Here is a 23580-nt window from a genome sequence, read left to right as displayed (position 1 = left end):
GTGGTGGACGGTACCGGTGTGACGGTCGACGACGAAGATCGCGCTCCGACCTCGCCCACGACACCGAACTGACCTGGGTGACCCAGCGTCCGCCCCGGTACCTTGCCGACGACATCGACGGCCGCGCCCTGTTCGACGCGGCCACCGCCCGACGCCGTGCCCTCGGCGAGGGCCGCACCGACACGGGAGGCGTCGCCTCGCTGGGGGACATCGTCGCCGTACCGCCGGTGCGCGAGGCCCGGGAGGCCGGGCGGCTCAAAGCGTCGCCCATGTTCGCCCGCATCGACCGTGACGGCGTCGCCTGGGCCGACGGCACGCGCGCGCCCGCCGACGCCGTAATTTGGTGCACCGGTTACCGGCCTGCCCTCTCGCACTTGCCACCCCTGGGTCTGCGCGGCACGCGCGGTTGCCGCCTTCGGCGCGGGGCTGCGGTCCGCGGTTGGTCAGCGCGTTCCTTGCGGTGGGGGGAGTACGTCGTGGTGGCGGGCGTTGGTATTGCGCCGACGCAGGTAGCGGTGCAGTGCCTGGGTTTGTCGCGGGGCGGCTGCGGTGGTGGTGGGTGGGGGAGGAAGCACAGCTCGACCTTGTTCTTCTACGCGTATGCGGCGGTGACGGTGAGTGCCCCGGTGATCGTGGAATCCCGGCCGTCGTCGGCCGAGGAGTACCGTGAAACCAGGAGGCTTTCGGTTTGCCGTCCCCGGTAGGCAGGCGAGTGCGATGTCCGACCCCGACCCCCCGCGGGTGAGCAGGCTCCTGCCCGACGCTGTGCATCAGGCGGTTTCGCGACCTGGAACCGCGGTGGTGCGGCTTGAGACGACGCATGACCGGAAGGGTGCGCTCGACGGGGCGTGGTGGCCCCGCTCCCGCGACATCGCCGGTGAACTGCCCGGCCTCGTCTCCGCGCTGTCCGAGTACCTCGGGCCGATCACACGTGTCGGTCTGGACACCGACGCCTGGGACGAGCTGCCGACGCGGCTGACGATCGACGGTCGTGTCGTCCGCATCGACTCCTTCCCGGTCGGAGACGACACCGTTCTCATCACCCGGGGCAGCAATGATCTCTTTTCGCTGCTGGTGGTTCCGCCGCACACCGCGGCCGACGCGGCCCGCGCGGCCATGGCCGCGGCCGTGCGCGCCGGCAGTCAGACGTCGGCGGAACAGATCCTCATCGACACCGGCACGGAGCGTGTGGGTCCGGGGCATGCACGCGCCGCTGCGCTACGCCACGGCCGCCATGAGCCGGGCTGCTGACGACGCGCTCGTCGGGGGCGGCACCACGAGGAGATCCCAGCGGCCCGCGGTGTAGGACTGCAGCAGGATCCTGTGCGGGTTGAGCACCTCGGTGAATCGGTCGACCGCCACCTCGTAGCCGTTGACGACGACCAGGCCGTGCGGGAGAGGCTGCCAGTGGCGGGGATTGACGGCCACGTGGGTGAGCCGGCCCCACAGCGGATCGATCACGTCGGCCAGTTCGCCGAGTTCTCGTGCCAGGTCGCGGGTCCGTGGCCACCAAGCGCCGTCCGGACGGCCGAAACGGCTGGCGGATCCGAGGACGAGGCGCGCGGCACGTGAGCGGAACGGTGCCGCGTGCGGACGCAGCTGAGTGGAGTTCATGATCATGAGGAAGAAGCCTGACTGCGGGCCTGCGCTGGCTGACGGAGCGCCCGGTGGTTGGGTGACCGAGGACGGGACCGGCGGCGCCGGTGCACGAAAGCCCTCGAAGTCCTCAGGCTACTCCTCGACGAGCCCCGACGAGAGGCTTCGGCCTCATCGGGTGGGCTGCTCCCGGCGTACGGCCTGCTCGGGCGCCGCGAAGAGTAGGCTGGAGGTACCGGGAACACTCCGCGCACGGACATTTCGCGTCTGTGCCGTTTTCGGTGATCGAATACGCCGGGTCGGCTCAGGCCCGCCCGGGGCAGGGTTCGCGTCATGACTGCGACCGTCTCCCCTCCGACGACGTCCGAAGACCGGCGTCCCATGTCCCCCGTACGCCTCTCGCTCGCTCCCGCCGGTTCGGCACCGCTTCTGCTGGACGGCGCCTGGTGGCCACGCTCGCGTGATCTCGCCGCCGAACTGCCTGCCCTGGCGTCCGTTCTCGATCCGCTGTGGGGGCGGGTCACCCGGGTCACGGTGAACCCCGCCCAGTGGCCGGTCGTCCCGCGCAAGGTGCCTGTCGCCGGGCACGTGGTGAAGGTGGGCTGGTTCCGCTTCGAGCAGGACGAGCACGAGTTGCTGCTGCTCTCCTACCACGTGGGCCGCTGGAACCTGCTGGTCGTTCCCCCGCAGACGCCTCCGGCCGCGGCCGCCTGGCTGATGGCCGCTGCGAGCGACCCGCGCCGGATAGCGACCGCGAGCAGCCTGCTGGCGGATGCCGCGCGTCTGACGGTGACCGCCGAGGCCGACCGCACCAGGGAAGCGGTGTGGGAGTCCGAAGGAGGACATGGAGCCGGTGCTTCCGTCACTTCTCCATGGCTTCGAGTCGCCGTCGCCACACCGGAGGACCGGCCGGAAAGGGTGTGAGGGCCATGGACATCCTGGTGACGGTGTTCGTGCTGCTGGCGGTGATCGCGGCAGGCGCGTTCCTCATCCACCGGCTGAACTCTCAGCACGGGGACAGAAGCGCCGCCTTCCACTACGGCCGCAGCGGTGTCGTCGCACCAGACCGGAAGACCGACGAAGGGCCGGCGGTACGCCGACGGTCCCCGGTTGCCAACGACGGCGGCGAGCGCCGGGGCTCCTGGTACGGCGGACGCGGACGGCTGCGTCCTGGACGCCGCCGTACCCACGGCGGCGTCTCGCCCCGCTAGGTGGGGACGCGGGTCCGTCGGAGCGGGGCGCCGGCGTCGTGGAGGCTGGTGAGTGCCAACCGGTAGGAGGCGACCAGGCCCGTTTCCGCGTAGTCGACGCCCAGGTCCCGGCAGTACCGCCGGACGATGGCGCGGGCCTTGCGCAGGTTGGGGCTGGGCATGCTCGGGAACAGGTGGTGCTCGATCTGGTGGTTCAGGCCGCCGAGCGCCAGGTCGGTGAACCGGCCGCCGTTGACGTTGCGTGAGGTCAGCACCTGGCGGCGGAGGAAGTCGGGGCGGTCGTCGGCCGTCAGGATCGGCATCCCCTTGTGGTTGGGTGCGAAGGCCGAACCGAGGTAGACGCCGAACAGGCACTGGTGGACGGCGAGGAAGGCGATCGCCATCCCGGGCGGCAGGACCCAGAACAGGGCGGCCAGGTAGACGGCGCAGTGCCCCAGGAGCAGAGCGCCGTCGACCGCCCGGCGTTTGAGCCGGCGGTTGGCCATGGCCCTGCAGCTCGCCACGTGCAGGTTGAAGCCCTCCAGCGTGAGCAGGGGAAAGAAGAGGAACGCCTGCCAGCGGCCGAGCAGGCGGGGCAGTCCGGTGGCGGCGCGGGCCTGGTCCGGGGACCAGACGAGCAGGTCGGGTCCGATGTCGGGGTCGAGGTTCTCGGTGTTGGGGTTGGCGTGGTGACGGGTGTGCTTGTCCTGCCACCAGCCGTAGCTCATGCCGATCGACGCGCCGGCGATCCGTCCGGACAACTCGCTGGCCCGGCGGCGGCGGAACACCTGCCGGTGGGCCATGTCATGGGCGACCAGGGCGACTTGCCCGTACATCACGGCCAGGAACGCGGCGATCGCCAGTGTCCAGCAGGAGGCGCCGACGAGGATGAACGCGGCCCATCCGGCGGCGTAGAGCCCGGTCACGGCGGTGATGCGTAACGTGTAGTAGCCGGGGCGGCGCCCCAGCAGTCCGGCGTCCGCGATCTTCTTCGACAGCCGGGCGAAGTCGCTGCCGGGAGTGTCGGAGCGCGTGGCGGTGGTGGTGGCCATGGTCATGAGGACGTCTCTCTCAGAAGCGGGCGGATGACTCGGGGCGGCCCCAGGGCGAGTTGGGCGCGGGGAGCGGGTGCGTACATGGACGTGCCCGCGGCGGCTCCTACCACCGAGGGGCCCGGGTGCCCCGCCCGGTGGGCCCCACACGGCCGTGGGGACCTGCCGCCGCCGTCGGGGTCGGGGGCCGGGCTTCTCCGTCGGCGCCGGGCCGCCGGTCGTCCAGGGCGGCGGCCGTGAGGAGAGCGGCTGCTTCCTCCGTCGCGTCCGGCGGGATCACCTGCAGATCCCAACGGCCGAGCCCGGGGGAGAGCAGGACGACCCGGTCCGGAGCGTGCGGAGAGGCGGGGGCCTTGTGCAGGCGGACGACCTGGTTGGCGACGAACATGCGCCCCGGTGCCGCCGACCAGGCCGCGGCGTCCACGGTGACGCCGGTGATGTCGCCCCACGCTCTCGGCAGCGCGGCGAGCATCTTCGGGAGCTGTGTCAGAAGATCGCGGGAGTACGGCCACCACACCCCGTCGATCCGGCGCGGCAGCGCGCCGTGTGGCGCGAGACGCAGGCGGACGAGGGGCAGGGGCGGGGGCGGAGGCGGGGTGGACGGTGCGGTGGGGACTGTGGTGATCACGTGGGTTCTTTCTGACGAGGTGGTTGCCGGCCGGTTCGGCAGGGCACGGCGGCCGACGGTCCGCGGGCTGTCGGGCAGCGCCGGACGTGGCCGGTGGATCCGGGTGCTGGAGGTCGTGCCTGGCCGCTCTTGCCGGAAAAAAACGCCGACGACCGCCGCGAGTTCGCGGGAAGGGAGTCGGCGGGCGTATGCGGGGTGAAGGGGGAGACCCTTCCGCGTGACGAACGCCGGTGGATACCGGGGTGGAGCCGGTCCGCCACCGGCGTGCCTGATGCCCTCGGTCTCCTCAGACTACTCCTCGGCGCGTAAAGGCGGCGTGACAGCAGGTCATCAGTGGCGTGGCAGATGGTGGGCGCCTCCGCGGCACCGGCCCGGTCCGACGGCCACCACGTCTCATGGCGGCGGTACACGCAGGGCGAGCAGAGCCACGTCGTCGGTGCTGCCGGGCGGCAGGTGGGCGAGGACCTTTCCGCACAGCCTGTCCAGCGGTTCGTGGACGAGAGTGAGGGCGTGCCGGAGCAGCCGGTCCAGGCCCGTGTCGAGGTCGCTGCCCGGTGTCTCGACGAGCCCGTCCGTGTACAGCAGCAGGGTGGAGCCGGGCTTCAGGGGATGCGTGGCGTCCGGTCGGTCCGCGTCGCCGACGGATCCGGTGCCGAGGAGCAGCCCCTGGCCGGCTTCAAGAAAGCATGCGGTGCCGTCCGGGGAGAGGAGCAGCGGGGGCGGGTGCCCCGCGCTGGTCCAGCGGAGCGTCCACGGTCCCGTGTCCGGGTCGCCCTCGACGCGGGCGAGGATCAGGGTGGCCAGCGGGACGGTGGTGATGACCGGCATGGCGGCGTCGAGGCGGTCGACGACGGCGCCGGGCGGTCCCGTGTGGTCCCAGGCCAGCGAACGCAGAATGCCGTGCAGTTGGGCCATACCGGCCGCCGCGGTCAGGTCGTGGCCCACGACGTCACCGATGACCAGGGCGAGCGCGCCGTCCTTCAGGATGAAGGCGTCGTACCAGTCCCCACCGACCTGCGAGCCCGCAGGTGCGGGCTGGTAGCGGGCGGCCAGCCGGAGATGGCCGTGCTGCGGCAGCGGGGCGAGCAGGTTGCGCTGCATCGCCTCGGCGACGGCGCGCTGACGGCCGTAGCGGCGGGTGTTGTCGATGACCACGCCGACCCGGCGGCCGACGTCACTCACTGCCGCCAGGTCGTCCTCGTCGAAGGGATGCGCCGGGTCGGTGCGCACCACCGTCAGCGCCCCGGTGATCCGGTCCCGGGCGCCGAGCGGCACCGTGATGGCGGAGCGCGCACCCACCGCGGCCAGGAAGCCACTGTGGAGAGCCACCAGAGGCGGATGTGCGGCGGCCGGGGTGACGGCAGCCACCCGGTCCTGGAGCACGGATTCGCCCCCGGTCAGCGCACGGCCCAGCGGCGAGTCCTCCCCCTCACCGGCTCCCTCCGCGCCGAGTACGCTCCGGCCCTGGAATCCGGCGTCCCGTCCCTCCGGACCGGTCACCGTCACCCGGTGGACCTCGCCGGAACCGGTCCGCAGGTCCACCGCGGCCCAGTCGGCCAGACGGGGCACGAGCAGCCGCACCAGGCGGGCCAGCGCCTCGTCGGTCTCCAGAGTCTGCCCCAGGACGTCCGTGATCTCCGCGACCAGGGACAGCCGCTCGTTGAGGTCCTCCAAGGCGCGCGTGCGCGCCGTTCGCTCCCGATGGACGCGGCGGTCCCCCGTGGCGTCCGTGAACAGCAATGCCATGCCTTGCACGGAGCCGTCCTCCGTCAAGGGGGACGCGGACCAGGAGACAGCCAGCAGACGACCGTCACCGCGCAGATACGTGCCGCCCTCCCCTCGCGCCCCCTGCCCCTCGGCCAGCGCGTGGAGCAGTGGGCACCGGTCTCGCGGCACCTTGTTGCCGTCCGCGTCCCGGTGCAGCAGATCGTGTGCGTCGGCGCCCCGCATCGCGGCGGCGGTGCGGCCCAGCAGCCGCTCGGCCGCCGGGTTCGCGGCGATCACCCGTCCGGCTGTGTCCAGCACCAGCACCGCCGTGCCCAGCCGCTCGACGACCTGCCGCCAGAAACCCGGTTCGTCCGCCGGCCACGGCCCCACGTCACCACCCACCGCATCGCGCACGGACCCTCCAGTGGCTGCCTTCCCGTCGATGGTGCTCCGACGCGGCCCTGCTCGCACGGCACCGGGGCAGTCGGCGCACACCGCGCGGGCACGGCCCACGGGCCAGCCAGGTATGTCCGGACCAGGGGCAGTCGTCATCCCGCTGTCTGTCCAGACGCAGTGTCTCCCGGGCGGTTGGTCGGCTCGTCTCCGGCGAGCCGTACTCAGCGCCGTCCTCGCCCCGGTCCGCGAGGAGCGCAGCTCCGCCCGGGCACGGGCGTCGGATGCTCAGGACCACGGACGCGGCCAGGACCGTGACGAGGACGGCGAGGCCAGCAGGTGGCGGGATCCCCGGGATGCTGCTCGATGAAGGCGTCGTCGCCGACCGTCAGGACGGCGAGCACACTGTTTACGGCTACGACGGTGTTGCAGCGGCTGACGGGCTGGCCACGATGGTGACAGTCAAAGCCTCGGCGGTCGTGGGGGAGGAAGCCCGTCCCGAGTCGGGACAAGAGGTTTGTCCCGAGTCGGGACATGACGCCCGTCCCGAAAAGGGACAACCAGAAACCCCGCAGAACAGTTCGGAGCCGCGCGCATGCTCAGCAGGATCCGCCCGCTGTCCGGCCCCCTCGCCGCGCCGGTCCCACAGGAGCTGAACCGTGACGCGGCGGTCGGAAACGAGCCGCGAAGGGAGGGCCGATCGACGCCGTAGGAAGCCCGGCGGTTGCGCAGGCCGACTTGAATGGCAGTCCCGTGCGACTACTTCAGAGCGTCCTCGATCGCCTCGAAGATGTCCGCGTCGGTCTCCTTCTGCCAGTCGGGCAGGGCAGCCCAGTCGGCGACATAGCCCGGCTTCGGGTTCTCGAAGTGCTTGTACATCTGCGCGGTCCAGCAGGTGGCGACAAAGCGGCTCTTCTGCTCGCGGGTGAGGCGGGAGGCGTGGCGGTCGCTGAGGTCGAGGAACTGGCGCACCTGGTCGTGGACGGCGCCGGCGGCCTGGCGCTCCCACTCGGGTGTCTCTTCCCAGGGGGTGACGTAACCGGGCTTGGGCTCGCCGGGGAAGTGCTTGCGCACTCCGGTGATCCAAGCCTCGCGGAACAGTCGGGCGCCCTCGGACTGCGACATGCCTTCCCCTCTCGTCACGTCGTGCACAGTGCGTCGATCTCGGCGCCCAGCTCCGCCACACGAGCGTCGCGGGTGAGCGGGCCGAGGTCGGTTCGTAACCCCAGAAGCTTACGGGCGACGTAACCCGAGGAGGTCGTGCGGGCGAGTCGCAGCGCCTCCCCGCCGTAGGCGATTACTTGGTCGGGGTCCTGGCGCCGGGCGCCGACGGCCGCGAGGTCGGTCAGGACCGCACCGCGTCGGCGGAAGGACTGGCCGGAAGCGAGGATGTCCTGGCTGAGCGCGCTGCTGAGTGCCTTCTCGGCGAGGTCGAGGCGACCGAGCTGGAGGTAGCGCGCGCCACGCTCTTCTGCGAGGCGGGAGCCGTCGAAACGCAGCCAGCCACCGTTGTGGGCCGCCCCGCTCAGGCCGGTCACCTTCTCCGCCTCGTCCAAGGCGCGTTCGCAGGCGGAGAGGTCGCCGAGGCCGGCGTACGCCTCGGCCTGGACGGCAGCGACCCAGTAGCGGGTGGACAGGGAACCGTCCCCGCGCCTTGCCACCTTCTCTGCGGCCGACAGCGCGCCGACCGCGTCGGCGTACCGGCGTTCGTACAGATCGACGTAGGCGTGGCGGACGAGGGCACACGCCCACAGGTCGTAGGACTTCGCCTCCTGGCTGGCAGAGGCGGCGAGCGTGTAGGAGGCGGCGGCGTCGGTGTAGCGGTTGCCGTCGAAGGCCAGTTCTCCGGCGAGCTGGAAGAGGTCACCGGCCGCGCCGCACAGGGCCTGTGCTTCGACCTCGGGCCGTCCGCCGAGGGTCTCGTTCAGGGCGGTGAGCTGGTCGCGGACGACCGGGTAGACGGAACGCTTGGCGCGGGCGAGTTGGTAGACCTGCCACAGGTGTCCGTTCATGCGCAGGAAGTCATCGGACATCCCGCGCAGCGCGCCCTCCGCGAGGGCTGCGCCCTCATCGGGGGGCAGGGCCACCAGGGCACTGGTGACGGTGATGGCGCGCAGGAACTGGCGTCGGATCATGTCGTCGAGGTCCCCTGAGCCATGGTGGTCGCGAGGCGGCGGCCCTGCCGACTCCGGTCGGACTGCTTGTGGCTGTCCCACCAACGCGTCGAGTTCGTCAAGGTCGAGGTGGAGCAGCTCGGCCAGCCGTGGTCTCAGCGGCGGCTGCGGCGTGGTGGTGCGGCCTTCCCAGCGGCCGACGGTTCGTCGGTCCACGCCGAGGGCGTGCGCGAGCTCTTCCTGACTGTAGCCCAGCGCCCTGCGCCTCTCCGCAAGCCCCATGCCGCCCCCTTTCCACGCATCAACCCGCGTCTAACCCGACGGCACCGGGCTGTCCCAGAAGTGTCCCAGGACTGGCCCGTGGATGCCGTGGTCTGCGCCAACGCGAGCCGCTTTTCTGGACGTTGTCAGAAACGACAACGGTGGAGGCCGGAGAAGGGGTGCGGACATGGCAGCAGGAAGCGTCACGTCGTCCGAGGTGGCTGGAGCGTCGATTGTCCTGGAGGCGGTCGACGAGGCCGTGGAGACAGCGCTGGCCATCCGGCTGTCGATGCCCGAGCGCCCGGTGATCGACGCCACGACCCGAGACCTGGTCAGCCACCTGAGAGTGCTGATGGCCGAGGAACTCGGCTTTGACGAGGACCCGGCCGTCCAGGCGCTGTTCCGGGAGGGCTACCGGGTCCTCGACCTGACGCGTCGGCCGACGGAGCAGTCCCCCCACTTCATCGCCTACCAGTACATGCGCGACGTCGGCGCGCTGACCAGACGCTTCGCCGACGTCTACCGCGCGACCCGGAAGAAGGACCAGAACGATGGCTGACCAAACCCCGGCCGAGCCGCCGGTGTGCCGGATCGGCGCCACCCTGCCCGACCAGGAACGAGCACGACGCGTCTTCGTCGGCCGACCTGGCCTCGCGCCGACCGTGGGGCAACAGTGTGGCAAGGACCAGGGCGCGCGGTGAAAGGCCAGGTCACGGCTCAGGTCATGTACATCGCGTGCGTCATGGTGCTCGGGGGATCGATCGTGGTGGCGGTGTCCCGGGGATGGTGAGCCGGCGGCGCAGCAGGCGAGGTCGCCCCTATGGCTGGCGGCAGTGGCTGCCGTCGGCCCTGATCATCGTCTCTACTACCCCGGTCGCCTGGGCTCTGTGGCACCTCGCCCCCGACTGAGAGAGACCACCGGTCCGCTCCGGACCTACCGACTCCCGCTCTGGCCGAGCGAGCCCTCGGGAAGACCCGGTCCCCACCGGGGAAGGGCTCAGCCGCTCTCTCCCCTCGGCCAGAGCGGGCCCCCACCCAACGAGCTCCCGTCCAGTTCGCCGTGAACGCCGGCGGCAGGGACGGGTCCGGGCTCCGCAGCTCGCGGGGCCCGTCCACCCACTCCGCAGGAGGAAGGAACAGCCATGATCATCGACGAACTCTTCACGGGAGACCTGGTCACCGGCGTCCCCAGCATGGACGCGGCGCTGCTCGACAAGATGCCCGGCGGCGGCGACAACGGCGACCACTGCAGCTGACCGGCCGGTGAACGCGGCGGAGCAGGGCCTGGCGTCCTGCTCCGCCGCTCCGTAGAGGAGGGGAGCGGAGTGCTCTCGTTTCGTGTGCGACTGGCAGACACCCGGGACGCCGGCTGGCGATGGGACACAGACCGCTGGGTCAAGGGGGAGAGCTGGATCCGACCCGCTCACGCAACCGTCCTGGTCGCGGACCTCATACCGGGCGACGGATCGAGCGTCTGTGTGCTGGTGCGGGAAGACAGAGACGGTGAAGCCGACTACACGTCGCTGCTCGTCCGGCCCGACGAGATCCAGGTCTCGGCGGGAATGCTGGGTACCGTCCCGCTGTACCTCACAGCTGTCGGCGACGAGATCTTCGGGTCCTGGGACATCGTCGACCTCCGGCCGCACCTGCGACCTGACCAGCTCAATCCACGAGCGGTCGCCCGCACCTTGAGCCGCCAACACCGCTACAGCACCGACACCCTCTTCGACGGCGTGTACCGACTCACCGAACGCGCTACCGCGGTCTTCACGCCGGCAGGGCTCTCCATCCTCTACCCCGAGCCCGCCCAACACGTCCTGGAACCCCGCAGCCTCCGTAGCGGAGTGGACCCCGTGACCGTGTTCGACGCACTGCTCACCGAGGCCGTGGCCGAGTGGCGATCGACGGCCGGCCGCGTCGGCGTCGAGGTGTCAGGCGGAGCGGACTCGGCCAACGTGGCACTGTCCGCCGTCGCGGCCGGATTCGGCTCCGTGCACACCATGGGGCTGCTCATGGGCGGCCGGATCGGCCAGCTCCAGCGAGACCGGCGCCGCTCACTGGTGGATCACCTGGGGTTGCGGGACACCGCCGTGCCGGCGATGCAGCACCCGCCCTTCGTGCCTGGTGGCGTGAGGGAACGCAGACGGCCGCACGATCCGGCAGGCGCCTTCTACCAGGAAGCGTTCGACGTCGTGCGCGGGCACGTGGCCGCACACGGCTGCGAGCTGATCTTCACAGGTGGCGGCGGGGACGAGGTCAACGCCCACCACTCGCGTACGGAAGCCGGACTCCCGCCGATGGAGCCGGTGCCATGGCTCGGCGACAAGGCCACCGCGGCGCTGGCCCAGGTGAACGAGAACCTCGCTCCCATCCCGGTCCTGCCTGTGCCGACGCTCATGGCATTCGGCCTGCACAATCCGGCGTACGTGAGACTCGGTATCTGGCCGGTGGCCCCGCTCGTCCACCCCCGGATGATCCGCTTCATGGAACAGCTGCCGTACGAGTACAAACGCGACAAGAGGATGTTCCGCGACCGACTTCGGCGGACGGGTCTGCCCGAGTCCGTCGCGGCTCCGACCGAGCCGGAGAACTTCCTCGCGGTCATGGAGTCGGGACTGCGCACCTACGGGCTCCCTCTCCTGGACGAGATGCTGACCGATTCCCTGCTGATCGATCTCGGCTACGTTGATGCCGACGCCCTCAGCCGGGCCCGCGACCACGCCGAGCGGACTCCCGCGGTGCCCGACCTGCTGTGCGACACACTCGCCCTGGAAGTCGGACTGCGGAGCCTCGCATGAGCGGCCTGGACATCGCCGAATCCAGACACCTGGCAGCCTCCAACCTCTTCTACCGAGACCCCGCCCTGTACGACAGAGTGCAGTCTGACAGCACCAGCGCGAGCAGCTGTCGGGCGCTCGTCCATCGGCACCGCCCGGACGCCCGCACTCTGCTGGATCTGGGCTGCGGAACCGGGAGAGACCTGGAGCTGCTGGCCCGCCACTTCGACTGCATCGGTGTCGAGTTCCAGCCCGGCCTGGTCGACTACGCCCGCCGCACACGGCCCGGCCTCGACATCCGCCTCGGCGACATGCGCACCATCCGACTCGACCATACCGCTGACGTGCTGACCTGCCTGGGAAACTCCCTCTCCTACGTGCACGACAACCAGGACATCCAGGCGGTCTTCCGGACCTTCGCAGCGCACGCCCGTCCCGGGACGCTCCTTGTACTCTGCTGTTCCGTAGCGCCGATCGAGCGTGATGAGCCGCAGGAAGCAGAGGTCGAGACCGGATCGGGCACGGCCCACGTGACCATCAGCTATGAGTGGGACCTGCGGACCCAGATGAACACCATGCGTCGGCAGTGGGTGTTCAACTCTGGTGAAGAAACACGGGACGTGATCCGTCGGCGTGTTCTCGGGCCGCGTGAGCTGGAGCTGTACGCGACGCTCGCCGGCTTCGACGTCCTCCAGATCACCGACGGGATCGGAGCAGGCACCTTGCACGGGCCTACCGCGTACACCGTGGCCCGGTACAGGTGATCAGGACGCGGTCGTCAGCGCCCACGGCGGGGATCATTCCCTGTCGGGCCGGGCACCGACTGCGTGGTGGGCGCCGAGTGCGAGGTGTGCCGGTTGGCTCGGAGGGCCGTGGCGTTGCGGTCGTCGGGTAGTGCGGGCAGGTGAGCGCTGCGGCGCAGGCGCCAGACGAGGACGTCGCTCATGGATCCGGCGGAGCGTAGTTCGCGCCGTGCCGTGGCTTCGGTCAGCAGGGCGGCCGGGTCATGGCCGGCCCTCCGGGCGTCGTCCAGTGTGGCGGCCAAGGCGGGCCAACCGGACTCGGCTTGGATCTGGTCGGCCAGCTCCGGCAGCACTTGGTGGAGCAGGTTCGCCTGCTGTTGCCGAACACGTTGAGTCAGCCGCCGGCCTCGCTGGCTCAGTGCGGTCATGGGCTGGACTGAGGCGGCCTGGTAGGCGGCGCGGAGGTGCTCGGCGGCTTGCTGGGCTGCTGTGGCCTGCTGGGTGTGATGCTTCCTGGCGTGCCACTTTGCCGCGGCGGTCACGACGAAGACGGCCATGTCGATGAGCATGGCCGTGCAGGCGCCGTCTTCGCCCCGGCCCAGGACCGGCCCGCTGTGGACGAGATCACGGGCGGCTTGTCGCAGGCCCCGGTCGTGCCCGCGTACCGCCTTCACGTGGGAGCGGCTCGCGCGCTCGAACGCGGAGGCTGCCTCGCGCAGTTCGGCCCGGGTGTGGGCGGCGGAGGTCTTGGCCAGCGCGTCCAGGACCTCTCCGGTCGCGGCGATCTGGGCTGCTGCGGTGCCGTCGTCGCCGTGGTCGATCACCAGCAGGGCCTGCCACGTGGCAGCCGCGGCCCGCCGCCGCGCGAACGCGGGGCCTGTCACGGGCGGCAGTGCAGGCTGATCCGGCCATGAACCGTCGATGGCGGTGGGCGTCTCCGAGGGCCGGCTCCAGCGTTCGCGGACACGGGGCAGGGACAGGTCGGGCGCCAGCTTGGAGCCTGAGTAGAAGACCGGCTCGCCGTCCTTGTTCCGGTCATCAGGGAGGGCGACCTTGTACCCGAGGAGATCGCCGGAGGGCGCGAGACGCTTGCGGATCAGCAGACCGGCGGCGGCCAGGCGGTCGAAAAACTCGTCCGTCGAGGCAGCACCGGCCACTGCCCGGCGCACGGACTCACGAAGTTCCTCCCGCGCTGTGCGCTCCCGGCCTTCCCGCTGGGCCTTGTGCCGTTCGGCGCTGGTCGGACGACGGGCTGCGGTGCCATCGCCGGTGGCGAGGCGGCGCAACCCGTAGTCGATCTCGATCACGCGGGCTTCCGCTTGGGAACGCTTACCGTCCTGGCGGATACGGGCTTGGCGGCCGTCCTCTCGTACGACGGTGGCGATGATGTGAATGTGGTCGTCGGCGTGCCGAATCGCTGCCCAGCGGCAGGCGGCGTCGTCACCGTCGGGAGCGATGCCGGTGGCGGCGACCATTCGGCGCGCAATCTCGCCCCACTGCTCGTCCGACAGGACCGGGTCCTCAGGAGCGGCGCGTACCGACAGATGCCATACGTGCTCGGCGGGCCGGCGGTTCTTCGGCAGGGCGTTGACCGGCTGGTCGAGCAGCCGCTGGAGATCGCCGTACGTGGCATCGGAGTCGCGCCCGGGATCAGGGGCGAGGCTGTCCCAGGCGGCCACCAGGTGCGAGTCTGTGTGCTCTTCGTGCGTGCCGGGCCCGTACAAGTAGTGGAGCAGGCCGATGGTGCGCGTGCCTCTTGCGTGGACGCGGGGGATCACCCGGCTGTCCTGTTGTCCAAGTGGTGCTGGGTGAAGGCGTCGACGCGCCTGGCGGCGCGCTGGACGGCGGCGAGGACCGCCTCTGCCTGCGATGCGTCGGCGCCGGAGTTCAGCGCCTTGGCGACCTGGTTGAGGTTGTTGCCGAGTTGCCCGAGGTGGCGCCGCAGCGCGAACAGCTCGTGCAGCATCTCTCGCTCGCCTGCGATGTCCGCGGCGGTACGGCCGAGGTCGTGGGCGGCGTCGAGAGCGGAGCGGGCGAGGAAGCCGGCGATGCTCATGTGGCACGTGGCGGCTGCTCGGGCGAGCAGTTGGTACTCGGCGTCGTTCATGCGGCAGCTGGGCTGGTGCAGGCGCTTGTTCTCGTCGCGCAGGCGTTCGCGCTGCTGTATGCGGGGCTGCGACGGAGAGGTGCGCGCGCAGTCGATGCTGTGGTTCGCGTGTAGCTCTTCCCCGCCGGTTTGCGATCCGTCCTCGGTCGCTTCCGGGCCCGCCGCTCTCGGGGCGGGAGACGCAAGAGCATTGCTCCCGTCGGGAGCAATGCTCTTGCACCAACTTGCTCCGTCGGAGGCTGAGATGGTGGCCCCCTGACGCACGTCGTCAGGAGTGTGCTGATGTGGTTGGTGCATGGGTCGCTTTTCTGGGTGGGTGTTCCACGGTGAGAACCCGTAGCGGCGGCCGTGCGCGGCTGGCACCGGGCGGGCTCGTTACGGGACCGTGTGGGGTGGGCTCCAGGTTGGAGCGGTCCGCGGGGACCGGTCCTCTCTTCCTCTGCGCATCACGCTTGGGGACCGCGGGCCGCGTTGTGCGGGTCTTCGGTCCTCGGCAGGACCGAGACCTGGCAGGGCTCGGTCCTCCCTCACGATTGACTGTCATTCGCGGTGCAGGACCGTTGTTTCCGCCCACCTGGGGGCTGTGACCTGCTGCTTTGCCAGGAGACCGTTTTCGTGTCCGACGGGACCGTCGGGGACCGGTCCCCGAGACGTACGGGACCGGTCCCCGATGTCTGGTGAGGACCGGTCCCCACCTCGGGCGGCCACGGTCCCGGGACCGGGATGCTCGGTCCTCGCATGTGCCATCCGGTCCCCGGCCATTGAGGACCGGTCCCCGACACCCTCGCTCGGTCCTCGACGCGGCACGCGGCCGGTCCTCCTGGTGAAAGGACGCGCGCTCGCAGACTGCCCTTCCGTCGTCCGGTCTTCTTCCTCCATCGTCAGGGGGAGCGGTGACGTCGTCTGTCAGGGCCCTTGAGGATGACGCGGTCGGTCATCTCCGCGAGGCGGGAAGCGACGCGGTCACCGAGGGTGGTGCGCAGCTCGGCGGTGGGGAGGTTGGTCGTGATGAGGGTGGGGAGCATGTGCTCGTACCGGTGGTTGATGAGCCGGTAGGTCAGCTCCTCGGTCCACTCGCTGGTCTTGGCCGCACCGAGGTCGTCCAGGAGCAGCAGTGGGCTGCGGGCCAGGGTCTGCAGGTCGCGTTCGGCGTCGTGGCCGGCACGGGGACGCAGGCGGGCGTACAGGTCGGCGGTGGTGACGGCTTCCCAGCGCAGGCGGACCCCGCGGGTGAGGAGTGCCCGGACGGCGCCGTACGCCTGATGCGTCTTGCCCGTGCCGGTGGGGCCGGCGATCAGCAGGGAGGGACCCTCGGCGATGCCGGGCCCACTGGGGCCGGGGCGTCCGGCATGGGCGATGTGGTCGGCCCAGGTGATGATCTGAGGGTGGTCGGCGAGGGCGCGGCGGTAGCGGGCCGGGATGCGGGCGTCGGCCAGCTCCAAGGCGGTGACGGGTTCGGCGGGCGGCTCCGTGGCTACGGCGCCGGGGTCGATGCCGCGGCCCGCCAGTATGCCGTTCAGACGGTCGGCGAGCAGGCCGACGGGCTGGGGTTCGCGGGTGAGGGTGGAGGTCAGAGCTGTTCTCCGTAGGCGGCTTCGGCGTCGGCGGGGTTTGTCCACGGCCTGTGGATGACGGGCTGGGCGAGGGCGGCGTTCATGGCCTCGTGCACCAGGCTCGGCAGGATGCTGGGGTGCTTGCCCTTGGTCCTGTGGAGGACGAGCCCTGCCCTGATGTGGTCGGGAGCGATGCCTTCGGCGAGCAGCTTGCGCACCTCTCGGCCGAGATGGCCCAGGACGTCCTGGGGCGGGCGGTGGGCGCATGCCGCGCTGTATTCGGCGATGAGCTGCTTGGCCGAGACGGTGCTGGCCGCGGGGGCGCTTGCGCCCCCCGAAGGGGTAGATCCTAGATCCATGATCCTAGGTCCTAGATCCGGACCGTGAGGTGTCACCGCGGCCTCAAGCACGAGTCCATGAGGTTCAGGTGAGGGCTCACTGACTGCCTCCTGACCTGCGGTTTTGTTGGTGGTTTCCGTTTGGTTCGAGGGATCGTGTGGGTTCCGTGCCCCTTCACTGTCACCTCCGTGAGGGTTCGGCGCATGGTCCGCGACGGCTCCGTGCGTTACGGACGGCGCGGGTGCCACGGCCTCGACAGTCTTGGTGCCGCCCGGGGCACCGTTCGGATCGTTGTGGCGAGGGCAGGCCGGGATGCGGCTCTTGCTGGCCCGGTTGATCTTCTGGTGCTTGTGCCACGTGACGATGTGCAGGTAGCGCTTGTCGTCCGGGCCCTTGTACCGGCAGACCAGGCCGGCGTCGGCCAGCTGGGCGAGATCCTTCTCGACCTCGGCGGGAGTGTGCTCCGGACGCAGAACCCACAGCTGACCGGCGATGATCGCCGCGTGGTCGCGATAGCGGCCTTGGTCGTCGGCCTGAGTGAGCAGGCCGAAGAAGGTGCGCTCGGCGGTCAGGGTGACGACGGCGAGGGATTCGGAGACGAAGGCTTCGGGCTTGATGGTGCGGATCCGTGCCAAGAGCGGAGTGTTCCTCACTCGGTGGCCGATGGGCGGGCACCCATGGCTCACCGTCGGTCGTGACGGCAAAGGCGGGGGAGTTGGCCGGCCGTGGACGCGAGGCTGGCTGAGAGCCGGTCGCGCTTTCCGGGGGTGTCGTCAACATAGCCACACCCGAGCGGCACAAGTCCAGCCCTGACCTGTCGAATCTCTGTCGGCAGAAAGGCCGTCGGGAATCGGGGCGGCGAGGGCGGCGTGAAAACGGTAGGTCACGATCGGCGGTTGACCAAATAGTTGTTCTGGGCGTCAAGCCAGAAGGATCACACCGGCAAGGCGTTGACGTCCGGTGAGTGGCGAAGCTACAACACAACACCCCACGTCAGAGACGCTGTCGAGCACTGCTCGGGCCGCCGTCACAGGGAACCCATCGACGAAATGGCCACCCGCCTGCCAAACGCACGGCGGCGCAACATAGCCGACGATCGCCGGTTAACCAAACCGGCGAACACAGCCGAGAATTGGAGTCATGGCAGCACGTTCACTGGAAATCGGCGCAGCCGGGATAAGGGCCGCCCGCACGATCGAAATTCTCCGCACCGAGCGCGGCCTCTCCCAGCGAGAGCTGGCCGCTCGCGTCACCGCCCTTGGCCGGCCAATGTCCAACACGATGCTGTCCCGCATCGAACGCGCTCAGCGCCGCTGCGACGTCGACGACCTGCTCACCCTCGCGCAGGCACTTCGCGTCCCGGCCCGCGCCCTGCTCCAGGACTCCGCGACCTGTTGAAGCCACCACCGGTCCGCCGTGCCCGCTCCAGTTTCGACCTCGGTAAGGAAGTCTCACCGTTGCACCGACTCGCAATAGCCCCGGCCCGTTGCACTCAGCAGCACAGCCGAAAGGGGGCGGTCGCCCATGACTGACCGCCTCCTGACGGTGGCCGAAGCCGCCGAACAGCTCGGTACCGGCGAACGCTTCGTTCGCCGTCTGATCGCCGAGCGCCGCATTCGCTACGTCAAGCTCGGACGTCCCGTGCGCGTCCCCGAGAGTGCCGTCACCGAGTACATCGAGGCGCGCACGGTCGAGCCGACCCGGCGCACCCGCACTCGGTACGGGCGGGCCGCCTGATGCCGACACGCAAGCTCCAGCGTCGTCGGGAGTTCGGTACCGTACGCAAGCTCCCGTCCGGTCGATGGCAGGCCCGCTACCTGGGCCCGGACGGGCAGCGCCACAAGGCCCCCGAGACCTTCGACACGAAGACCGACGCGCAGGACTGGCTGAACCTGGTCCGCGCCGACATCGAGCGTGACCACTGGCGTGACCCGGACGCCGGCGCGATCAACTTCGAGAAGTACGCCCTTCGCTGGATGGAGGAGCGCGGTCTGGCCCCGACCACGGTCGACCGCTACGACGGCCTGCTACGCCTGCACCTCCTGCCGGTCTTCGGCAGCAAGGACCTGGACGAGATCACACCGCCTTCCGTCCGCACCTGGCGAGCCGAGCGGCTCAAGGCAACGGGTGCCACGACGGTCGCCAAGTCGTACCGGCTGCTGAAGGCCATCCTGCAGACCGCGGTCGATGACGACCTCCTGCGGACCAACCCGTGCCGGATCAAGGGCGCCGGTCGGGAGGAAGCCGACGAGCGGCCGACCGCCACCGTGGAGCAGGTCTTCGACCTCGCCGACGCCATGGGTCCGCGCTGGCGCCTGATGGTCCTGCTCGGTGCCTTCGCCTCGCTTCGCCCCGAGGAGCTGGCTGAACTGCGCCGCCGCAGTGTCGATCTCGACGAATGCTCCCTGCGGATCACGCATGCGTCACCGGAGCTGACCAACGGCAGGAGGGTCACCGGCGATCCCAAGTCCCGAGCGGGCAAGCGCACCGTTTACTTGCCCGACTTCCTCCTGCCCGAGCTGCGACGCCACGTGCAGTGGTTCGCCGAGAAGGAGCCGGATGGTCTCCTCTTCGTCGGGGAGAAGGGCGCTCCATTCCGCCGCTCGACGTTCGGACGGAAGTGGCGCAAGGCCAGGACGAAGGTGGGGCTGCCCGACAACTTCCGCTTCTACGACCTCCGGCACACCGGTAACACCCTCGCCGCCGACACCGGCGCCAAGCTGAAGGACCTCATGGTGCGCGCCGGCCAGTCCTCGGAGCGCGCCCAGCTCATCTACCAGCACTCGACGGTCAAGCATCAGCGGAGGCTGGCCCAGGGGATCGACACTGAAGTGCGCGAGCGCTTGCGTGAGGCGGGTGCCGATCGGTCGGAAGCCAATTAGGCGGACCGGTATCGGGGCTACGAGTCCGGCGGGACGGTTCCATCGGCCGGACTCTGGAGGCAGGCGACGGTCTCCGCAGCACCGTGCGCCCCTCGTGCCCCCTTGAGGGATGGCAGCAACTGAGATCAGCTTCTCCCTGTATGCAGTGACAGGGGAGTTGTGGCCGGTCGCGATCAGCCACAGCTGGAGGGGGTAGTAATGGCGATCAAGCTGGTGTCCGTTTCGCCCGCGCAAGAAGAGTTGATCGTTAAGGCCATAGCCCTGGGGGACCGGTACACGAAGACGCTGGGGCTTCTGACGCCTCCTGCCTATGAGAAGGCAGCTGAGGACGGTGGCCTTCTGGTCGCGGTCGAGGCCGGCGAAGTGATCGGCTACGCGCTGTTCGGGCTGCCGAAGAGGAGCGCGCGTATCCGACTCGCGCACCTGTGTGTGGCTGAGGAGGAACGGGGGCGGGGAATTGCGGGCCGTCTGGTGGAGGGCATCAAGGAGCGGTATCCACAACGCCTTGGGATCAAGGCCAAGTGCCGTCGGGACTATGACCTGAGCGGGATGTGGAGGAGTCTGGGCTTCGTTCCGGACGGTGAGGTCCGTGGGCGTGGTCGTGACGGGGAGATCTTGGACGGCTGGTGGCTGGACCTCGGCCATCCGGACCTGTTCACGGAGATGGAGAGCGACGCGCTCCTCGTGGTGACGGTCGACCATGGTGTGTTCGCCGATCTGCGCGGCCTCACGGACACCACCGGTGCCGAGGAGTCCCGTGCGCTCGAAGCCGGATGGATGGCGGATCTCGTTGAGTTTGCCTACACCCCGCAGTTGGTCCATCAGATCCGGGACCTCACGGACACGGCAGAGCGTCAGCACCAGCAGGCGGCGCTGACCGGGCTCCACAAGCTCTCTACCGGCTCCGCGGCCGTGGAGGAGCGAACCCGCGAACTGGTGCAAGCCGCTACGCAGGCGGTTCCCGGCCTGGCTGCCAACCCAGCACTTCTGCGAGGCATGCGGTATGTGGCCGAGACCTCGTGTGCTGGTCTACAAGTCCTGGCGACCCGTGATCCGCTGCTGTCTCGCCTGACAGATGTGGCCTGGGAGGTGGCTCGCGTCCGGGTCGTCTCACCGTCGACCGTGACGCTTCACGTCGATGAGCTGCGGCAGGCCCAGGTGTATCGCCCGGCTGACCTGATGGGGACGGAGTTCCGGTCCGCGGAGGTGGCGCCGGGCGCGGAGGATGAACTGGTCGCCTTCTTCGAGCAGTCGGGCGCTGACGACGGCTCAGCCTTTTCTGAGCGGCTGCGGTCGCTGAACGAGGGCGGGATCGCATGGCGTCGTGAGCTTCTCCGGGACGGCCAGGGCCGACCGGTCGCCCTCTACGCGTGGTCGCTGGACGGCCGAACCCTGGTTGTACCCGTCCTTCGCACAGCTGGCCACCCCCTGGAAGAGACCCTGGCCCGGCAGCTCCTCTTCCTGCTTAAGCGGCTCGGGAGGGATTGCGGGGCCGAGATCGTCCGCATCAGTGATCCGCACCCCTCCGAGGCGGCGCGGGCCGCGGCCGGTGACGACGGCTTCTTCGAGCACAACGGCGAGCTCGTCGCGCTCCTGGTGAACGTGTGCGGGACCGCCGCCGAGGTGGAGGTGGTGGCCGGCGGGTTGGCCCGAGAGCTTGCTGTCGATGCGACCGTGCTCGACGTCGGCATGCCGGCGGAGGTGACCGCCGTGCTGGAGCGTGCGTGGTGGCCGGCCAAGGTCATCGACTCCGAGCTGCCGTCCTTCATGGTGCCCATCAAGCCGCGCTGGTCGACTGAGCTGTTCAACGTCCCGGCCATGCTCATCGCGCGGAGCGACGCCCTGGGCATCAGCAGGGAACACGTCTACTACCGATCTTCGCAGCGTCGAGGAGAGAGCGTCCCGGCTCGACTGCTCTGGTACGTCAGCGACGGCAACTCCACGGGAGAGGGTCAGAGGGTGGTGGGCAGCTCGCGGCTCGACGAGGTGCTCATCGACACTCCGGATGTTCTGTTCTCGAAATTCGAACACCTGGGCGTATATGGTCGGGCTGAGGTCGAGAGGGCTGCAGACGCGTCCGGTCACGCCATGGCGCTGAGGTTCTCGGACACTGAGATCTTCCCGAAGCCGGTGACGCTGCGCCGATTGACCTCGCTGGCCAGGGGCCGGGGGCTAACGTGGTCGCCTGGCTCGCTGATCTCGCTGTCCAAGATCAGCAGTGAGCTGTTCCAGGCGGTTTACCAAGAGGGGCACCGAACGACGTGAGCGATCCGGAACGCGCGATGCTGCTGTCCGTCCACCCGCGCTTCGCCAACGCGATCCTGGCCGGCAGCAAGACGGTGGAGGTTCGCCGCCAGCGCGTCGCCGCGCCTCCGGGAACGCCCGTCCTCTTGTACGCGACCGCGCCCACCATGGCGGTGGTGGGCATGGCGCGCATTGCCGCCATCTACGTCGCCACGCCCAGCGAGGTCTGGTCGGCTCATCGGGGACAGACCGGGATCACCCGGCGGGAGTACGACGCCTACATGAGCGGCGCGAGGCAGGCGAGCGGTCTCACGATGGAGAATCCTGTCTCCTTCGATGAGCCGGTATCGCTCAATGCGCTGCGCTCCGCCGGGTCCTTCCACCCTCCGCAGAGCTACCGCTACATGAAGGGCGACGAGCTTCGACAGGTGGCCGTGGCGGGACCTGTCGTGGGCACGGCGCTTCGCGAGGCGCTGGGAGACCTGGTACCCGCCTAGTGCTGCACTCGCCGCCGGCGGGGCCGAAGCACCGGACGGGGCTTCAACGCAGGGCGTGGCGAATCTTCAAGCGTCCGTATCCCATGACCCCGGAGATTCGAATCGTCGGCCCGCCGGGCCGGGGCTGTCGCGGGATCTTGTAGCGCAGGTCCTTCCATCCCGTGCTCAGTCCTTCGACGTCGACCACCGCGTCCCGGGGCACCGTGATCCGGGCCCCGCCGGTTCCCAGTTGCAGCTCAATGTCGACGATCGGGTGCTCGATGACCGCCCGGGACAGGTCCAGGCGCACCCTTCCATATGCTGACTCGACCTTGAGGACCCGAGGCACCCGCCACGCGCCACGCCGCTTGATCCGCCCACCGGCGGCGGCGATCGTGGCAGTGCTTCCCGGTTGCTCCTCCGGGAGCGCGACCAGAGCGGACGCGAGTTCGCTCCGCGTCTTGGCGCTGAGCACCTGGTGGAGGTGCTCGTCCAACACCTCGTGTGGGATGAGCCCTTCCGCGTACGCCTCCTGCAGACGTCGCACGGCTGCCTCGCGGTCGCCTTCACGGATCAGTGAGGGCGATTCTTCCGGTAAGGAGGTCACGGGTTCACCGTACTGCCGAGTCGGCGAGGTAAACCCGTCAAGGCAGGCCCGGAGACCGGGGCGCCACCCGTCCCGCAAACCACCCTTTGCGTATGCGTCTTGGTGACCCTTTGCGCCCTGTGTGGCGCAGGTCACACGAATTGCGTCTCGCGATATGGGACGCCGGGGCAGGTTGATGCCTGCTGGGCACCCGAATGGCGCTGGTGTGGCGGCCTGGACTCGACTTAGGGCACGCCGAGGGCACGCCGCCCTCTGATTGGACTAGACAACAAGTAAGGCCCAGATCGGTGATCTGGGCCTTCTTCGTGGAGCGGGTGACGAGAATCGAACTCGCGCTCTCAGCTTGGGAAGCTGATGTTCTACCATTAAACTACACCCGCGCAAGATCCAGAACCGCTCCACCGGGAGTGGTCCGGACGCTCGCTCACTCTACCTCATCGCAGGCCCCCGGTGTCCAAGACCCGGGGGCCTGACGGTGTTTCAGGGTGTGGAAGCGGCTGCGGCGGGCACACGGCGGGGCGTACGGTGAGGGCGTTGTGCGCGACCGGGGTGCCGCCTGGAGTGCCGTTCCTTTCATCCCGTAACGTGGCTTTTGTCGTCAGGGCAGCAAGCCAGACGCGGCTCTTGGGGAAGGGACTCTTGGACTTGATGGAGCGCACCGTCGTCCGCTGTGCCGATGGGCACGTGTTCACCGCCGCCTCGTTCCCGATGCAGCAGGCCGAGCGCCTCGGCCCCGGCCGGCTGCTGCGTTGTCCGCGCTGTGCGCGGCTCCGCAGCGTCGTGCCGGTGACCTTGCAGAAGCGGTAGCGGAGACACACGGGGCACAGGACACCCGACGCGGCAGCCAGCGGCAGCGAAGCCGCAGACAGAGGGCACAGGCGCGCGGGACGGCCGGTTTCGGCCGTCGCGCG

At 69.8% G+C, this 23580-nt stretch carries 24 protein-coding genes, 1 tRNA gene and 1 pseudogene; 14 read left to right on the top strand and 12 right to left on the bottom strand.

From position 1 onward, the window contains the following. Positions 1 to 44: 44 nt before the first annotated feature. Together ACQY0Z_RS06140 and ACQY0Z_RS06135 are read left to right on the top strand one after the other, a co-directional pair. Positions 45 to 407, top strand: a pseudogene (locus ACQY0Z_RS06140) (pyridine nucleotide-disulfide oxidoreductase); the annotation flags it as partial. 310 nt (positions 408 to 717) lie between these two features. Then, on the top strand, positions 718 to 1251 hold the full coding sequence (locus tag ACQY0Z_RS06135) for a DUF5994 family protein (protein WP_007453348.1): 534 nt from the start codon (positions 718 to 720) through the stop codon (positions 1249 to 1251). On the opposite strand, the gene ACQY0Z_RS06130 is transcribed toward ACQY0Z_RS06135, so the two are convergent. Beyond that, the gene (locus ACQY0Z_RS06130; protein WP_203550461.1) at positions 1219 to 1614 is read right to left on the bottom strand and encodes a DUF5994 family protein; all 396 of its coding nucleotides are present in this window, start codon (positions 1612 to 1614) and stop codon (positions 1219 to 1221) included. The two genes, ACQY0Z_RS06135 and ACQY0Z_RS06130, sit on opposite strands and share 33 nt — an antisense overlap. Positions 1615 to 1929: 315 nt before the next feature. Here ACQY0Z_RS06130 and ACQY0Z_RS06125 point away from each other — a divergent pair, with 315 nt between their 5' ends. Further along, positions 1930 to 2520 carry a DUF5994 family protein gene (locus ACQY0Z_RS06125; protein ID WP_033276641.1) on the top strand — a complete coding sequence of 197 codons (591 nt, stop codon included), beginning with the start codon at positions 1930 to 1932 and terminating at the stop codon, positions 2518 to 2520. A 5-nt stretch (positions 2521 to 2525) separates the two neighbouring features. Further along, entirely contained in the window at positions 2526 to 2807 is a 282-nt protein-coding gene (locus tag ACQY0Z_RS06120) for a hypothetical protein (RefSeq protein ID WP_033276642.1), read from the top strand. Here ACQY0Z_RS06120 and ACQY0Z_RS06115 read toward each other — a convergent pair. From ACQY0Z_RS06115 to ACQY0Z_RS06095, 5 genes are all read right to left on the bottom strand, one after another. Continuing rightward, positions 2804 to 3844 carry a fatty acid desaturase family protein gene (locus ACQY0Z_RS06115; protein ID WP_189897649.1) on the bottom strand — a complete coding sequence of 347 codons (1041 nt, stop codon included), beginning with the start codon at positions 3842 to 3844 and terminating at the stop codon, positions 2804 to 2806. The two genes, ACQY0Z_RS06120 and ACQY0Z_RS06115, sit on opposite strands and share 4 nt — an antisense overlap. Before the next feature lie 100 nt (positions 3845 to 3944). Next, on the bottom strand, positions 3945 to 4466 hold the full coding sequence (locus ACQY0Z_RS06110; RefSeq protein WP_037640747.1) for a DUF5994 family protein: 522 nt from the start codon (positions 4464 to 4466) through the stop codon (positions 3945 to 3947). Between the two features lie 393 nt (positions 4467 to 4859). Next, positions 4860 to 6587, bottom strand: coding sequence for a SpoIIE family protein phosphatase (locus ACQY0Z_RS06105; RefSeq protein WP_439811931.1), 1728 nt, complete (start codon positions 6585 to 6587; stop codon positions 4860 to 4862). 738 nt (positions 6588 to 7325) lie between these two features. Further along, entirely contained in the window at positions 7326 to 7691 is a 366-nt protein-coding gene (locus ACQY0Z_RS06100) for a hypothetical protein (protein WP_007453337.1), read from the bottom strand. Positions 7692 to 7705: 14 nt separating this feature from the next. Next, positions 7706 to 8962, bottom strand: coding sequence for a helix-turn-helix transcriptional regulator (locus tag ACQY0Z_RS06095; protein WP_007453339.1), 1257 nt, complete (start codon positions 8960 to 8962; stop codon positions 7706 to 7708). A gap of 166 nt (positions 8963 to 9128) precedes the next feature. On the opposite strand from ACQY0Z_RS06095, the gene ACQY0Z_RS06090 reads away from it, so the two are divergent. The 4 genes from ACQY0Z_RS06090 to ACQY0Z_RS06075 all read left to right on the top strand — a co-directional run bounded on the left by ACQY0Z_RS06090 (position 9129) and on the right by ACQY0Z_RS06075 (position 12482). Beyond that, entirely contained in the window at positions 9129 to 9500 is a 372-nt protein-coding gene (locus ACQY0Z_RS06090; protein ID WP_007453357.1) for a hypothetical protein, read from the top strand. Continuing rightward, complete coding sequence (locus ACQY0Z_RS06085; protein ID WP_158002360.1) at positions 9493 to 9642, top strand: hypothetical protein; 150 nt, start codon at positions 9493 to 9495, stop codon at positions 9640 to 9642. The genes ACQY0Z_RS06090 and ACQY0Z_RS06085 overlap by 8 nt, the downstream gene beginning before the upstream one ends. Positions 9643 to 10425: 783 nt before the next feature. Next, a complete protein-coding gene (locus ACQY0Z_RS06080; RefSeq protein WP_203550459.1) occupies positions 10426 to 11739 on the top strand; it encodes a hypothetical protein in 1314 nt (437 codons plus the stop codon). Continuing rightward, entirely contained in the window at positions 11736 to 12482 is a 747-nt protein-coding gene (locus tag ACQY0Z_RS06075; RefSeq protein ID WP_033276647.1) for a class I SAM-dependent methyltransferase, read from the top strand. Before ACQY0Z_RS06080 ends, ACQY0Z_RS06075 begins: the two co-directional genes overlap by 4 nt. A gap of 14 nt (positions 12483 to 12496) precedes the next feature. Here ACQY0Z_RS06075 and ACQY0Z_RS06070 read toward each other — a convergent pair whose 3' ends face one another. From ACQY0Z_RS06070 to ACQY0Z_RS06055, 4 genes are all read right to left on the bottom strand, one after another. Continuing rightward, complete coding sequence (locus tag ACQY0Z_RS06070) at positions 12497 to 14239, bottom strand: relaxase/mobilization nuclease domain-containing protein (protein ID WP_054103069.1); 1743 nt, start codon at positions 14237 to 14239, stop codon at positions 12497 to 12499. Continuing rightward, positions 14236 to 14589, bottom strand: a complete 354-nt coding sequence (locus ACQY0Z_RS06065) for a plasmid mobilization protein (RefSeq protein ID WP_390366028.1) — start codon at positions 14587 to 14589, stop codon at positions 14236 to 14238. The genes ACQY0Z_RS06070 and ACQY0Z_RS06065 overlap by 4 nt, the downstream gene beginning before the upstream one ends. A gap of 860 nt (positions 14590 to 15449) precedes the next feature. Continuing rightward, entirely contained in the window at positions 15450 to 16142 is a 693-nt protein-coding gene (locus ACQY0Z_RS06060) for an ATP-binding protein (protein ID WP_030401442.1), read from the bottom strand. Further along, entirely contained in the window at positions 16139 to 17095 is a 957-nt protein-coding gene (locus ACQY0Z_RS06055; protein WP_037640754.1) for a hypothetical protein, read from the bottom strand. The genes ACQY0Z_RS06060 and ACQY0Z_RS06055 overlap by 4 nt, the downstream gene beginning before the upstream one ends. Before the next feature lie 505 nt (positions 17096 to 17600). On the opposite strand from ACQY0Z_RS06055, the gene ACQY0Z_RS06050 reads away from it, so the two are divergent. The 5 genes from ACQY0Z_RS06050 to ACQY0Z_RS06030 all read left to right on the top strand — a co-directional run bounded on the left by ACQY0Z_RS06050 (position 17601) and on the right by ACQY0Z_RS06030 (position 22083). Continuing rightward, positions 17601 to 17858, top strand: coding sequence for a helix-turn-helix domain-containing protein (locus tag ACQY0Z_RS06050; protein WP_030401440.1), 258 nt, complete (start codon positions 17601 to 17603; stop codon positions 17856 to 17858). Positions 17859 to 17984: 126 nt separating this feature from the next. Beyond that, positions 17985 to 18197: an excisionase family DNA-binding protein gene (locus ACQY0Z_RS06045; RefSeq protein WP_031043819.1), complete on the top strand. Its 213-nt coding sequence runs from the start codon at positions 17985 to 17987 to the stop codon at positions 18195 to 18197. Next, positions 18197 to 19342: a tyrosine-type recombinase/integrase gene (locus ACQY0Z_RS06040; RefSeq protein WP_037640757.1), complete on the top strand. Its 1146-nt coding sequence runs from the start codon at positions 18197 to 18199 to the stop codon at positions 19340 to 19342. Before ACQY0Z_RS06045 ends, ACQY0Z_RS06040 begins: the two co-directional genes overlap by 1 nt. Positions 19343 to 19540: 198 nt before the next feature. Continuing rightward, positions 19541 to 21607, top strand: a complete 2067-nt coding sequence (locus tag ACQY0Z_RS06035; protein ID WP_058916382.1) for a GNAT family N-acetyltransferase — start codon at positions 19541 to 19543, stop codon at positions 21605 to 21607. Continuing rightward, on the top strand, positions 21604 to 22083 hold the full coding sequence (locus ACQY0Z_RS06030) for an ASCH domain-containing protein (RefSeq protein WP_224219990.1): 480 nt from the start codon (positions 21604 to 21606) through the stop codon (positions 22081 to 22083). Before ACQY0Z_RS06035 ends, ACQY0Z_RS06030 begins: the two co-directional genes overlap by 4 nt. Before the next feature lie 43 nt (positions 22084 to 22126). Here the strand turns inward: ACQY0Z_RS06030 and ACQY0Z_RS06025 are convergent, their stop codons facing one another. Then, positions 22127 to 22669, bottom strand: coding sequence for a DUF1707 SHOCT-like domain-containing protein (locus ACQY0Z_RS06025; RefSeq protein WP_037640758.1), 543 nt, complete (start codon positions 22667 to 22669; stop codon positions 22127 to 22129). 306 nt (positions 22670 to 22975) lie between these two features. Further along, positions 22976 to 23049: transfer RNA gene (locus ACQY0Z_RS06020), tRNA-Gly, on the bottom strand. A gap of 268 nt (positions 23050 to 23317) precedes the next feature. Between ACQY0Z_RS06020 and ACQY0Z_RS06015 the strand changes: the two genes are divergently transcribed. Beyond that, positions 23318 to 23476, top strand: a complete 159-nt coding sequence (locus ACQY0Z_RS06015; RefSeq protein WP_168713453.1) for a hypothetical protein — start codon at positions 23318 to 23320, stop codon at positions 23474 to 23476. Positions 23477 to 23580 lie beyond the last annotated feature (104 nt).

The organism is Streptomyces sp. P9-2 (genome assembly GCF_051903975.1).
Lineage (GTDB): Bacteria > Actinomycetota > Actinomycetes > Streptomycetales > Streptomycetaceae > Streptomyces > Streptomyces cellulosae.
The sequence above is the reverse complement of the archived record's forward strand: the minus strand, read 5'-3'. Positions and strand labels throughout refer to the sequence as shown.